This window comes from Pseudomonas sp. G5(2012) (assembly GCF_000408945.1).
GTDB lineage: Bacteria > Pseudomonadota > Gammaproteobacteria > Pseudomonadales > Pseudomonadaceae > Aquipseudomonas > Aquipseudomonas umsongensis.
The window spans coordinates 1-11998 of the sequence record NZ_APIO01000028.1; the positions used below are offsets into that span (position 1 = coordinate 1).

Annotated in this window: 12 protein-coding genes; 2 read left to right on the top strand and 10 right to left on the bottom strand. The window is 60.0% G+C overall.

Features of this window, described 5'->3' with window-relative positions; genetic code table 11:
- Positions 1–221: 221 nt before the first annotated feature.
- Together PG5_RS09205 and PG5_RS09210 are read left to right on the top strand one after the other, a co-directional pair.
- Positions 222–926: a hypothetical protein gene (locus PG5_RS09205; protein WP_020796833.1), complete on the top strand. Its 705-nt coding sequence runs from the start codon at positions 222–224 to the stop codon at positions 924–926.
- A 199-nt stretch (positions 927–1125) separates the two neighbouring features.
- On the top strand, positions 1126–2556 hold the full coding sequence (locus PG5_RS09210; RefSeq protein WP_020796834.1) for a PLP-dependent aminotransferase family protein: 1431 nt from the start codon (positions 1126–1128) through the stop codon (positions 2554–2556).
- 91 nt (positions 2557–2647) lie between these two features.
- Here the strand turns inward: PG5_RS09210 and PG5_RS09215 are convergent, their stop codons facing one another.
- The 10 genes from PG5_RS09215 to PG5_RS09260 form a co-directional block, all read right to left on the bottom strand.
- Positions 2648–3448 carry an N-acyl homoserine lactonase family protein gene (locus PG5_RS09215; protein ID WP_020796835.1) on the bottom strand — a complete coding sequence of 267 codons (801 nt, stop codon included), beginning with the start codon at positions 3446–3448 and terminating at the stop codon, positions 2648–2650.
- A gap of 14 nt (positions 3449–3462) precedes the next feature.
- The gene (locus PG5_RS09220; protein WP_020796836.1) at positions 3463–4422 is read right to left on the bottom strand and encodes a diiron oxygenase; all 960 of its coding nucleotides are present in this window, start codon (positions 4420–4422) and stop codon (positions 3463–3465) included.
- Between the two features lie 62 nt (positions 4423–4484).
- The gene (locus PG5_RS09225) at positions 4485–5243 is read right to left on the bottom strand and encodes a TauD/TfdA family dioxygenase (protein ID WP_020796837.1); all 759 of its coding nucleotides are present in this window, start codon (positions 5241–5243) and stop codon (positions 4485–4487) included.
- 21 nt (positions 5244–5264) lie between these two features.
- Complete coding sequence (locus PG5_RS09230; protein ID WP_020796838.1) at positions 5265–6137, bottom strand: branched-chain amino acid aminotransferase; 873 nt, start codon at positions 6135–6137, stop codon at positions 5265–5267.
- A gap of 31 nt (positions 6138–6168) precedes the next feature.
- Positions 6169–7521 (bottom strand): KamA family radical SAM protein, encoded by a 1353-nt coding sequence (locus PG5_RS09235; protein ID WP_020796839.1) that lies wholly within the window; start codon positions 7519–7521, stop codon positions 6169–6171.
- A gap of 34 nt (positions 7522–7555) precedes the next feature.
- A complete protein-coding gene (yfcF, locus tag PG5_RS09240; protein WP_020796840.1) occupies positions 7556–8212 on the bottom strand; it encodes a glutathione transferase in 657 nt (218 codons plus the stop codon).
- A 210-nt stretch (positions 8213–8422) separates the two neighbouring features.
- The gene (locus PG5_RS09245; protein WP_020796841.1) at positions 8423–8908 is read right to left on the bottom strand and encodes a cupin domain-containing protein; all 486 of its coding nucleotides are present in this window, start codon (positions 8906–8908) and stop codon (positions 8423–8425) included.
- A gap of 84 nt (positions 8909–8992) precedes the next feature.
- Positions 8993–9487 carry a RidA family protein gene (locus PG5_RS09250; protein WP_020796842.1) on the bottom strand — a complete coding sequence of 165 codons (495 nt, stop codon included), beginning with the start codon at positions 9485–9487 and terminating at the stop codon, positions 8993–8995.
- 48 nt (positions 9488–9535) lie between these two features.
- A complete protein-coding gene (locus tag PG5_RS09255; protein WP_042955312.1) occupies positions 9536–10816 on the bottom strand; it encodes an acetyl-CoA carboxylase biotin carboxylase subunit family protein in 1281 nt (426 codons plus the stop codon).
- 42 nt (positions 10817–10858) lie between these two features.
- Positions 10859–11956 carry a hypothetical protein gene (locus PG5_RS09260; RefSeq protein ID WP_020796844.1) on the bottom strand — a complete coding sequence of 366 codons (1098 nt, stop codon included), beginning with the start codon at positions 11954–11956 and terminating at the stop codon, positions 10859–10861.
- Between the last annotated feature and the right edge of the window lie 42 nt (positions 11957–11998).

The window sequence follows — 11998 nt, forward strand, 5'->3', positions numbered from 1 at the left end:
CTTATTATTTGTCGGCAGGAATCATTGTATAAAACAAAAATTTTTAAAAAAAAAAAACGCGCCAACCCGGCCCACCCCCACAAATGTATCCCCGCCTCTCTCTTGAACTCATCCGCCCGTTGACCGTGACAACCGCTTCCCGGTCCAATAGATTAGTCGGCCTGAAAAAGCCCCCGGGCTTTCTCGCCCCTATTCAAGTTCAAAGAAGTAGTGAAATTTCAATGTCCGATTCCAACACCGCTGAATCCGTAGTCACCTTGTCGTCCAAAGCGGAATACGAAAACTCCATCAATCTTTCACAGCATGTGCCCCAGGCCAAGACCATCAGCGAGATGGTCCTGGACGCTTTCCAGTCCACCCGCGAAAGCGAGCAGATCCGCGAGCTACGCGCCGCGATCCGCCAGGCCCATGACAGCTTCGACGACGATAAAGCCTACGAACTGATGGGTGAGCTCAAGCAACTCAAGGACGCCGAGGCCGCCGACATCGCCGCCCTCGAAGACTTGAGCAGCAAATTCCCGATCAGCCGCATCCTGTCCAGTTTCAAGGACGACCCGGCTTTCCAGGAAATCGTCTACGGCCTGGCCCTCAAGGTGCTGAACCAGACGCACCAGGCCATCAGCAGCCCGAGCGGCGGCAAGAGCAAAGCCGCCAAGGCGAAAAAAGAAGTCGAAGTGTTCACCATCAGCAAGGACGGCATGAGCGTCACCTTGCCGCTGCGCACCCCACGCTCGCGCCTGAACGTCGACCGTGAAGCCCTTGAGTTCCTCGGTTTCAGCTTCGTTGGCGAAGGCGACGAGGCAGAGCTGCAAAGCGAAACGTTCCTGGACAACCAGGGCGCCGAACAGGCCGTGAACCGCAAGAACATCATCACCGCCCTGCAACAGCAGACCGCCTTCGACGGCTACAGCATCGCCGCCCAGTAAGCCCCGCCAGCATCCCCAGAGCCCCGCCCCCGTGCGGGGCTTTTTATTGCCCGCGATTCCTGCAAAACCGCGTTTAGTGTTCCAGTATCAAGGCCAGAGAAACACTTCCCTTCACCCACCTGCACCACGGGGCCGCCTGCGGGGAGCGTCAACTCACTTTCCAGCCCAAGACCTCAGTGGTGCGACTGCTGAGGTCATCATGAACACGCCACCCCTGTACCGTCAGTTGGCCAACCACTACCTGGACGCAATCCGCAGCGGCACCCTGAAGACCGGCGAGCGCCTGCCCTCGATTCGCCTGATGATGGAAAAACACGCCGTCAGCCTGTCCACCGCCGTACAGGTCTGTCGGGAGCTCGAAGACCATGGCGTGCTGGAAGCCCGACCGCGCTCCGGCAACTACATTCGCCAGCCCGACACTGCGCCCGGACCCAAGCCGATCGCCCACCCCCCGGCACTGGAGAGTGGGGTGTACGTGGGCATTCATGAAAAGGTTTCCTCGGTCCTGAAGGCCAGCCAGCGCGCCACGGTGAAGGTCAATTTCGCCAGTGCCTATTGCGCGCCGCAGCTCTATCCGCTCAAGACCTTGCAGGACAACATGATCAAGGCGTTGCGCCTGGACCAGCATCTGTTCGATACCACGAGTTCGACCTGCGGCAACAGTGCACTGCGCAACGTCCTTGCCCGCCGGATGCTGACCGTCAAAACCAACCTGACGGCCGAACGCATTGTGATCACTCACGGCGCCACCGAAGCGATCAACCTGGCATTGCGTGCCGTGACCCGTCCCGGCGATACCGTGGCCGTGGAGTCACCGACCTTCTACGGCCTGCTGCAAATTCTCGAAAGCCTGAACCTGCGGGTGCTGGAAGTCCCAGCCTCGACCCATGCCGGGATTCACCTGCCGGCCCTTGAACACCTGCTGCAAGGGCCAGAGCTAATCAAGGCGCTGATCGTCATGCCCAACCTGCACAATCCGCTGGGCAGCATCATGCCCGACACCCACAAGGCACGGCTGGTGAAGCTCTGTGCCGAGCACGATACGGTGCTGATCGAGGACGACACCTACGGTGACCTGGTGGACACCGAGCAACCGCTGTCCACCCTCAAGCACTGGGACCGCACCGACAATGTGATCTATTGCGCTTCGCTGAACAAAACCCTCGCCCCGGGCCTGCGCCTGGGCTGGATCAGCGCTGGCAAATGGCACGATCGCGTGGAAATGCTCAAGCACACGCAAACCCGTGGCTGCGAGAAGCTGTCGCAACTGGCCGTTAGTGCATTCATGGGTACGCCCTCCTACGAACGCTACCTGCGTCGCTTGAGAAAAACCCTGACCCAGCAGCGCGAGCAAATGAGCGGGGCGATCATGCGTTATTTTCCCGAGGGCACCCGCGTGACCCACCCTCAGGGCGGCACCTTGCTATGGGTGGAGTTGCCGGCTCGGCATTCGTCCATGGGGCTGTTTCATGATGCGCTGAGCCTCGGCATCCAGATTTCACCTGGGGATATCTTTTCCAACGCCAAGCGTTTCACGAATTTTGTGCGCATCGGCTGTGGAGCGCCGTATTCACCGAGGATCGATGAGGCACTGCAGACCCTGGGCCGCCTCCTCAAGAGCCAGAGCTGACCAGAACCCTGTAGGAGCTGCCGCAGGCTGCGATCTTTTGATCTTAAAAAAACAAGATCAAAAATCGCAGCCTGCGGCAGCTCCTACAGGGTCAACGTGGCGGTTGGTGCAGGCAAATGATATGCGGGTCGTCATTCCAATGCGGGAAACGTTCGGCGATCAGCGGGTCGTGGCCAGGGATGACGTGGTCTTCGCTGTCGGCCAGGCGATCGATTTCACTGAACGCTTCGAGTGACTGCGCCAGGTCATCGATGATCGGAAACGGACTGCGCTCGCGAATGTTCACCCACAAGTGCGCCGCGTCCGATGCCAACACGATCCAGCCCCGTTCAGTGTTCACCCGCACCACCTGGCTGCCGGGTGTGTGACCGCCCACCGCGTGCAGTGTCACTCCCGGCAGCACCTCGACAGTACCGTTGTGCAAACGCATCCTTCCTTCGAACAGCGGTGGCAGCGCCGACATCACATCCTCGACCTCATAGGTCTTGTTCACCGTGTGATGGGTCATCTTCGGTCCGGTGCAGAAACGCAGTTCCGCTTCCTGCAAATGCACCGTGGCCTTGGGAAACAGCCCCAGGTTGCCAGCGTGATCCCAGTGCAGGTGCGTGAGGATCAGGTGCTCGACCTGCGCCGGATCGATGTCCAGTTGCCGCAGGGAGTCTTGCGGCAGGCGATACATCTGCCGGTTGCGCCGGTCCGCCGTGGCCGGTTGAAAACAGGTGTCGACCACGATCACCTGGTGCTCGTTGCGAATCACCCAGAAGTAATAGTCCAGCGGCATCGGCGCATTCGGATCGCCGCAGCAGGCGTCGTAGAGGAAGTTCTCCCGGGCAGTGCGCTGCGCGTTGGCGCCGACACGCAGGGCGAACACTTCGTACATGGGAACGGACATGGGCACCTCCAGGTTCAGGCGGCTGCGGTGGCTTTGAGGGTCGGACGAAAATCGAAGTCGATCTGCTCGCTGATGCCCAGGTCCTGCGCCAGCTTATGCAGGCCACTGTAGTCGCGCATGATCGTCGCGTTCCTGTTGCTCTCGCGTGTGTCGGCAATGATTGCCTGCGCGTCCTCGACCCCGAGCTGCGTGAGGATCGCCTCCCACATCGAGTAGTCCTGGGCGATAAAAGCACTCAGCGCCACCGACAGGTTGCGGGCGAAAAATTCCCGTTGGACTGGCTGCATGTTGGCGTACATCACCTTGGCGACTTCGGCCAGCACCTTGCTGTGGGCGTATTCGTCGCGGTTGTGCAGCTCGGCCACGCGGCGGTTTTGCGGCTGGATGGTCTGGTCGTCCGCCAGCAGGTCGAGATAGGCATTGACGCTGATCTCGGCGACTACCGCAAAGGTGATCGCCGCCAGGTCGCGCTGCCATGGCTCGGGCAGTTCCTCGCGCAGGGCCTTGAGGCGCAGGTAAGTCACCGACGGCGGCAACTCCAGGTCCTGGTCCAGTGCGCGATCGCGCTTGGTCCGCTCGATGGCCCGCAGGTGCATGAGCGTGTGGTAGTGCTCGTCGATCAGGGTCTGCTGCATCGCTTCGCGAAAATGCCAGTCGTCCTTGCCCAGGTATTGATTGGCGATGACGCTCAGCGCCGGGTTCACCACGAGCTCTTCGGCGGTGACCGTGCGCAGGTTGTAGCCGATCCAACCCCAGGTCACCACCTTGCTCTTGAGCTCATCACTCAAGGCCTGGAATGTCGGATGATGGAAAAACGGCACCATGCACTCCGGGTAATCCGGGCGTGCCGGGTCGAACACTTCGTTGATCTGGGCCTTGTCCGGCGAGCAGACTGCGGCGCGTTTGATCCAGGCCTGATTGAGCCGTACGATCAGTTGATGATCGACCTGGGCGATCTCGATTGCTGTTTGCATGACGCGATACCTGTAAACGCGTACCCCTGGGGGTACGCTGAAAAAGAAGGGCGACGGAAAAATCAGGCCAGCCAGTAGCGGGTCAGGTGGCGCGCCGGGTCAGTGTATCGGCTGCGAGCATGAATCATCCGCCAGTTGTCCCAAATCAGCATGCATCCGTCGGGAATCAGCACCGGGATGTTGTTTTCGACGAAGTACGCTTCGCCGAGCACCGCAAACCTGGCAAGCGGCGAGTCGTTGTCGGCGACCTGTGATTGCTGCAAGGCTTCCTTGGACGGATTCACATCGCCGTAGTGAAACTGGTTGTAGCTGAAGCGGAAAATATCGCCTTCCTCGGTCGGTGTCAGGATGTATTCCCTGACCCGGGTTTGCGCCGGTTCGCCGGGCTTGGCAGTGGCGACGAATTCCACCGGCGTATCGTCGAGCCACTTGCGCAGTTCCGGTTCGGATCGCTCAAGCGATCTCAAGAACGCATAGCCGTCCACCAGCCCGGTGTGACCGCCACCGCAGGTCGCCTGTTTATGGCAATGCAACGCCAGGTAACGCGGTGGCGGGCCGTACACCGGCGCTTCGGTGTGAGGGCCGATGCCGTTCATGCTCTGGGAGTACGGCAAGTCCTCGTAGCCCGGCTTGCGGGTGATGGCGAAAGCTATCTGGCCATTGAACTGCGGAATGATCGGGCCGAACTCATGCAGTGTTCCCGCGACATCGTGGGCAAATTCCCCTGGCGTCAGCACGGTCCAGCCACGATTCGACAATTCTTCATGGCGATGGCCCAGCGAAACATAAGGTGTGGACGCAACAATCCCTTGGTCTGACATGGTGAGTTTCCTGGCGGTTTATCAGGCGTTTACGGTTGAGGTGTAAGCGGCAATCAATTCACTGCAGGCGGTGCCCGGTCGGTATCGCTGCTCATCGATGCTCTGTACCGGGGTGATTTCAGCGGCGGTACCGGTGAGAAAACACTCGTCGAAGTCGCCCAGTTCCGTGGGCAATATCGTGCGTTCGATGACCTGGTAATCCAGGGCACGGGCCAGTTCGATGACGGTCTGGCGGGTAATGCCGTCGAGGAAGCAGTCAGGCACCGGCGTGTGCAAGGTCCGGCCTTTGGCGAAGAACACGTTAGCGCTGGTGGCTTCGGCCACATGGCCGCGCCAGTCGAGCATCAAGGCGTCGTGGTAGCCGGTGTTTTCGGCGTCGTGCTTGCTCAGCGTGGCGATCTGGTAATGCCCGGACGCCTTGGCTTCGAAGGGACTGCTGCTGGGAGGCGGACGACGCCAGGTGGCGGTCTTCAGACGGATGCCGGCCATGCGCGCGGCCGGGTCGAAATAGCTCGGCCATTGCCAGCAGGCGATCGCCACATGCACGCGATTGAAACGCGCCGACGTGGAAATCATCTCGCTGCCGCGCCAGGCCACCGGGCGCAAATAGCCGTCGTTCACCTGGTTGCGTTGCAGCAATTGATGGCTGGCCGCTTCCAGCTCGGCGGGTTCGAAGGGGATGGCAAAATCCATCAGCTGCGCCGAGCGATACAAACGCTCAGTGTGTTCGCGCAACTTGAAGATCTTGCCGTCATACACGCGCTCGCCCTCGTACACGGTGCTTGCATAATGCAAGCCGTGAGTCAGCACATGCAGGCGCGCCTGGGACCACTCGACGAATTCGCCATCGAGCCAGATCAATCCTTCGCGCTGATCAAACGGGATACCGCTCATGTCCTTGTCTCCCCAATAATCAAGTGTCGTCCTAGGCCGTTTGCAGCAGGACCGGTATCAACTCAGGCGTTGGCGCCAGCAACAGCTCAGCCTCGGCCTGAAAGAAAAAGCTTCGTTCGCCAAAGGCCGGACGCAGCTCATCGAACCAGGTGGCCTGCGGATCGAAGCGCGCATAGAAGGTCCGCAATACCCATTGCGGGTCCCGGGCCTGGAGGAACTGCAGCACGAAGACTTTTTCCCCGGCGACGGTCTCGATGCCATTGATCAACACCTTGCCGTAGAAGGTGCTCATCGACGGCCCGCGCACCGTTCGCGCCAGGCCCGAGACCGTGCGGTACGCTGCCTGGAAGATTTCGAACGCACGGGCCAGCGGCATCGCAAAGTAGTGGCTGGGGCCGGTGTCGCGCTCGACGAACATGTAATACGGCACTGCACCGAGCCGTACGCCTTCGGTCCAGAGATCCGCCCAATCGGCGGGGTTTTCGTTGATATGGCGGATCACCGGCGCCTGCATGCGCAGGGTCGCACCCGTGGAGCGAATACGTTCGACGGCGTGCCGGGCGATGTCCTGGCGAATCTCTACCGGGTGGTTGTAGTGCCCCATGATCGACAGGTTTTTACCCGCCGCGACGATCCGCCGGAACAGCTCGAGCAACTCGTCTGCGTCCTTGTCGCTGACAAACCGCTGCGGCCAGTACGCCACCGACTTGGTGCCGATGCGGATGCTCTTGAGATGCGCCAGCTCCAGCAGCGGCTCGATGTACCCGGCCAGCGAGCGGGTGTTCATGATCAGGGGATCGCCACCGGTGACCAGTACGTCGGTCACTTCCGTGTGCACACGCAGGTAGCTCAGCAGCTCTTGGGATTCCCGCGCGTTGAACTTGAGCTCCTCCTCGCCGATGAACTGCGCCCAGCGGAAACAGAAGGTGCAATAGGCATGACAGGTTTGACCGGCACCGGGGAAAAACAGCACGGTCTCGCGATATTTGTGCTGAATGCCCGGCAAGACTTTTCCGTCGAGGGTCGCGCCGTTGTGCGTCAGTTGCCCGGCCGGGTGGGGGTTCATGCGCAGCCAGATCGCCTCGATCCGTCGTTTGATCGCAGCGGCGTCATCCTGCTCGATCAGTTGTTTGAGCGAGTCATATTCATCGACCAGCAACATGTCTTTGTGGGGAAAGGTCATGCGGAAGATCGGATCGTCCGGGATGTTGTTCCAGTCGATCAGCGTTCCCAGCACGTATTCGTTGGTGCGAAACGGCATGACCCGGGCCACGACCGTCATGGCTTCCTGCAACTGCGGCGTCAGCCTGTGCCAATACGGTGTGTCGCGAATGGTGCGAGCGTTGTAGGGTTTGTAGCGTTCGTGCTCCGACAGTCCTTGCATGGCAGCGCTCCTGGTGATTGCCCTGACGGTCGCCTTAAACCACCGCGGGTGCGATGGCCGGCGCTTTGCGCTCTATGTCCATCCATGCCCGAACGCTGTCGCGATCCCACTGGCGACGGACATAGGCGGCGAGTCGCGCCGGGACTTGATCACCATTGGCGACCAGTCGATTGAGCATGATCGCCAGGTCGGTATCGGCAATGCTCCAGTCGCCGAAGAGGTGCTCGGCGCCCTCCTCCAACAAGCGCTCGGCGACGAAGAACAGACGTTCGACCGCGGCCTTGGCATCGTCGGAGAGCGGCGCGTCCTTCTTGCCGAAGTACACCAGGTCAAACGGGCGCTCTTTGCGGATCACCAGCAAATCGCTGCGCAGCCAGGCCTGGAGTTGACGGGCCCGGGCGCGCTGCTGGAGGTCCTGGGGGAAAAGCCGTGCATGCCCTGGCGCGAGTTCCTCGAGGTATTCGGCGATGGCGGAAGACTCTGAAAGCGCAAAACCTGTGTGAACTAATGTAGGAATCTTGCAGGTAAGTGAAATATCTCGATATTTCGCCTGATAGTTCTCTCGCGCCTTTAAATCCAGCGTGACAAGTTCAAATGAAAGTTGCTTCTCCTTGAGCGCTACAAACGCTGACATCGCAAACGCGCTGACAAAATCCGCGCCGACATAAAGTTTAATCCTGTTATTTTCCATGGAACGCTCCCTTGCACTAAGCACATTAATCCGTTGCATTCGAGTCGATCGTAGTAAGTTGATCGAACGCTGAACAGATACAGAAATTATCCGTTTGCATCGATACAGAAATTCGAAAATTCGCATCGCCAAGGGCTTATCGAGGGCACGACAGAAACGAAAAAAGGGAGTCCGCGAACGCGGACTCCCTCGTGTGTAATGAAGGGGGATTTACAGCTGGCGGGGGATCAGGCCGACGTTGTCGGTGCAATTGGCGAGTAGCAGCGCCTGGGGCATATTGCTGATATTGAGCATGGCCAGCGGCTCGGTGGTGCTGGTGTTGACGAAGCCGTGGCGGGTCCAGGCCGGCACCAGCAGCACGTCCCCACTGCCGACGCACACGGCCTCGGCATCCCCCAGGGTCAAGGTGCCGTTACCGCTCTGGATGATGAACAGGTGCCACCACGAATGATCATGACCTTGGAGCTGCGCGCCCGGTATCAACCATTGCATGGACACGGCCATGCCAGGCGTCAGCGAGCAGCCATCGAGGCTGTTGTCGTGGGCCAGCGCGACAATATCGACATCGCTGTCCTCAAGGCTCTGACGTATTCCCGTTAGTTCAACTTCCTTCCACACCCGTGGCTTGATCGGCTGGCGAACCAGACTTTGACGAAAGTCCTTATAGGAAAAGAACGCACCTTGAACGTTATTCATGCTCGCCTTCCAACTTATTCTTCAGCGTTGAGTCACTCGACCTTAGGCGAACAATTAATCGCTGTAAAGCCGAACACCCCTTACTTATAACGCCGAAGGTCGTAACGCTACGATCATGTCCACTTCTACTGCCGCATTTTTTGGTAATTGATAAACACCGACGGTCGTGCGCGTATGTTTCCCGGCATCGCCGAGTACGTGACTGAAAACATCCGAGGCGCCGTTGGCCACATCGCTGAGGTCGACAAAATCTGCCGTGGATTTCACATACACCGTGATCCTTATCAACGACTTGATCTTGTCCAGCGAACCGATGGCGTCGACGATCAACGCCAACCCGCGCATCGCGCAGAGGCTGGCGGCCGCTTGCGCATCCGCCATGTCGAGGTCCAGGCCGACGCGCCCAGGGAATTGGATCTTGCCATTCACCCGCGGCACCATGCCGCTGACATACAACTCGTCGTGATGACGGATCAGCGGAGCGTAATGCCCACCTACACTGTTTTCACCGTAGATGTCGTAGTCGAATTCCTTCGCCAGCGCGATGAAGCGCTCGTCACAAGTCATGTGCTCAATCATTTACCGAACCTCTTGATCAATACTGCAAAAAACATCGATCCCTGACACTCAACACACCGCCTTTGCAGAAGACGCCAGGCTGGTGATCCCGATGTTCGTTTCAATCGTTTCGGCCAGGCGTAACAGGTCATGGCTGAGCCGCTCGTAGTCTTCGTTGAACAACACGATGTGGCCGATAAACGAGAAGTTGTCTTTCACCAGCGCGCTGACCGGTTCGCCGATGCGTTTGCTCACCACCGAATCCAGCAGATCGATATTCAGCGAGCGGGCCAGGGACGGGATGTCTGGTACATCTCGCAGGATGCCGCCCGTGGTCGCCCGCAGCAGGCGTATGCCGCAGTAGCCGCGAGGTACCGGGTCCTGGCTATCGACCTGGCCTTCCACGGCCCAGCGGACCCAACGCTCCCACGGGTCGAAATCGACGAACGCCTGGCGCGCCAGGTCCCAGATGTGCATGCCACCGGGGCGCATGTTGGTTTCCACGGCCGAGGTGCGATGATTGGCCCTGTAGAACACTTCGTTGTGCCAGGCACCGTTGTCCTGGGAAACCAACCCCGCCATGTGCTGGCCGGCAGCCTTCAGTCGAGCCTGCACCTCAGGCGCCAACGGTGCGGGCACCACTTGCTGGATCTCGGCGCGGTAGGCACCGTCGGTGGTGGTTTTTTCGGTGATCCAGGTGCTCCCGGCGACAGAATCCCAGCTGTATTCCCGGGCATTCTGGATCAGTTCCTCGAGCACGATGCCGCCCTCGCGATAGGGCTTGAGTGCTTGCCACGCGTCGTCGCATTCGGACGGGTGACGGATGACCCGGCAGCCTCGACTGGCACCTTCGCAGGCTGGCTTGATGAAAGCCTTGCCGCCCAGTTCGATCACTCGCTGACGCAGTTCCGGCAGGCTTTCGATACGGCTGGAAACCACCGGCCGGTAATCTTCGGGAGCCGTGGTGGCCGACGCTTCGAGCTGGCGGAAAATCTGTTTATCCAACCCGGCCCTGGCCTCGACGGGAGAAATACCGGGCAAGCCGAAATGACTGGCCAGCGCCGAACCGAGCAGCACGCCACGGTCGGAAAACGGCAGCACGCCGATCAGCTTCCAGCGATCGGCATTCAGGCACCCCACCACCAGTTCGAGGGATGACGCAACGTCTTGTTCGGCCAGTGAAGTGCTGCAAACGTGATCCGCCACCTGGTCGTCATGGGGCTGGACCTGCTCGACCAGCAGGATCAGCCTGGCGTCGTACAGCGACTTGCACAGGTCACGCAGCTTCTGGATATCGTGAACCCGACTGCCGTTGTACCCCACCACTACTACGCATGAAGTCGTATTCATAATGCCCCCGACTTGCAAAGTTAAAACCGGAACAGCGATGACTCAGTCATGCAATGCGATTGATCGACGGTTGAGCCAGTACCAGGCCAGGATCCCGCCAGCGCCGATGGCCGCCAGTACCAATGCGTTGTAGGGCGGTGGCGCGACCCGCATGATCAACACGGTCAACCCCGCGCCGACGCCCAGGGACACTTCCTTGACGAACATGTTGTTCTGCTTGACCGAGAAGTAATCGAGGTGACTGAAGGCGCACTCGGCGATGGACAGCAGCGCCACCCAGATCAGTGCGCCGACCAGGGTTTCGACGTGGAACGCGGCAGGCGAAGACAGCACGGCAAAACCGCCGACGATGATTGCGATCACCGTCAGCACCTTGAAGCGCCCGGTGCTCTCGATCAGTTTCATGACCGGTACTTGCGCGAACACCACCACGGCGCTGTTGAGGATCAGCATCAGGCCATACCAGGCCGGCAGCTCGCCGGTCTTGAGCAGGATCGCCTGGGGCAGGATCGAGAACACGCCGAACAGCTTGATGCCCATGATGACGCCGGCGATGACCCACGGCAGCTTGTTGCGCCAGCCGCTGCCATCCTGGCTGGCGGGACGGGCAACCACGGGGTCGCAGGTGAACGTCGCGCCCATGGCGATCGGTAGGCACAACAGGACGAACCCGGCGGCGCCGAGGAAAAACAGGGTCGGGGTGAGCAACGGCGACAACAGGATCAACCCTGCCAGCAGGCTGCCCATGTTCATGGCGACGCGGTTGTAGGCGGCGCCCTCCTTGGTCTGGGCCGCCTCGCTCTTAATCAGGTAGCCGGCAATTGCAATGCCGTAGGCAAACAACGCCGCGGCAAACATGACCACTCCCTGGTTGCTGGTGACCGCCAGTAATATCAGCCCGAGGGCGGCGCACAGCAGCGTGACGCTCAAGGAGCGGCGACCGAGGACCAGCAACGTCAATGGCAACAGTAGCAACAAGGCCCGATAACCCAGGGCCAGGATGCTGTTGGTGGCGGTATCGAGCCAGACGTTGGCCTTGCCCAGCACCGCGAACAGCGACACGGCAGTGATGATCCGGATAGTGAACAACCGCAGGTTGATCACCGGTTTCGCCACGACGACCGTTGTTTCGACACTCATGCAACACCTCACGAACCTGGCATGGATCGACCGGCATAGGCC

Coding starts and splice junctions, on each gene's coding strand:
- PG5_RS09205 (WP_020796833.1), top strand. CDS start 222: ATGTCCGATTCCAACACCGCTGAATCCGTAGTCACCTTGTCGTCCAAA.
- PG5_RS09210 (WP_020796834.1), top strand. CDS start 1,126: ATGAACACGCCACCCCTGTACCGTCAGTTGGCCAACCACTACCTGGAC.
- PG5_RS09215 (WP_020796835.1), bottom strand. CDS start 3,448: ATGTCCGTTCCCATGTACGAAGTGTTCGCCCTGCGTGTCGGCGCCAAC.
- PG5_RS09220 (WP_020796836.1), bottom strand. CDS start 4,422: ATGCAAACAGCAATCGAGATCGCCCAGGTCGATCATCAACTGATCGTA.
- PG5_RS09225 (WP_020796837.1), bottom strand. CDS start 5,243: ATGTCAGACCAAGGGATTGTTGCGTCCACACCTTATGTTTCGCTGGGC.
- PG5_RS09230 (WP_020796838.1), bottom strand. CDS start 6,137: ATGAGCGGTATCCCGTTTGATCAGCGCGAAGGATTGATCTGGCTCGAT.
- PG5_RS09235 (WP_020796839.1), bottom strand. CDS start 7,521: ATGCAAGGACTGTCGGAGCACGAACGCTACAAACCCTACAACGCTCGC.
- yfcF (WP_020796840.1), bottom strand. CDS start 8,212: ATGGAAAATAACAGGATTAAACTTTATGTCGGCGCGGATTTTGTCAGC.
- PG5_RS09245 (WP_020796841.1), bottom strand. CDS start 8,908: ATGAATAACGTTCAAGGTGCGTTCTTTTCCTATAAGGACTTTCGTCAA.
- PG5_RS09250 (WP_020796842.1), bottom strand. CDS start 9,487: ATGATTGAGCACATGACTTGTGACGAGCGCTTCATCGCGCTGGCGAAG.
- PG5_RS09255 (WP_042955312.1), bottom strand. CDS start 10,816: ATGAATACGACTTCATGCGTAGTAGTGGTGGGGTACAACGGCAGTCGG.
- PG5_RS09260 (WP_020796844.1), bottom strand. CDS start 11,956: ATGAGTGTCGAAACAACGGTCGTCGTGGCGAAACCGGTGATCAACCTG.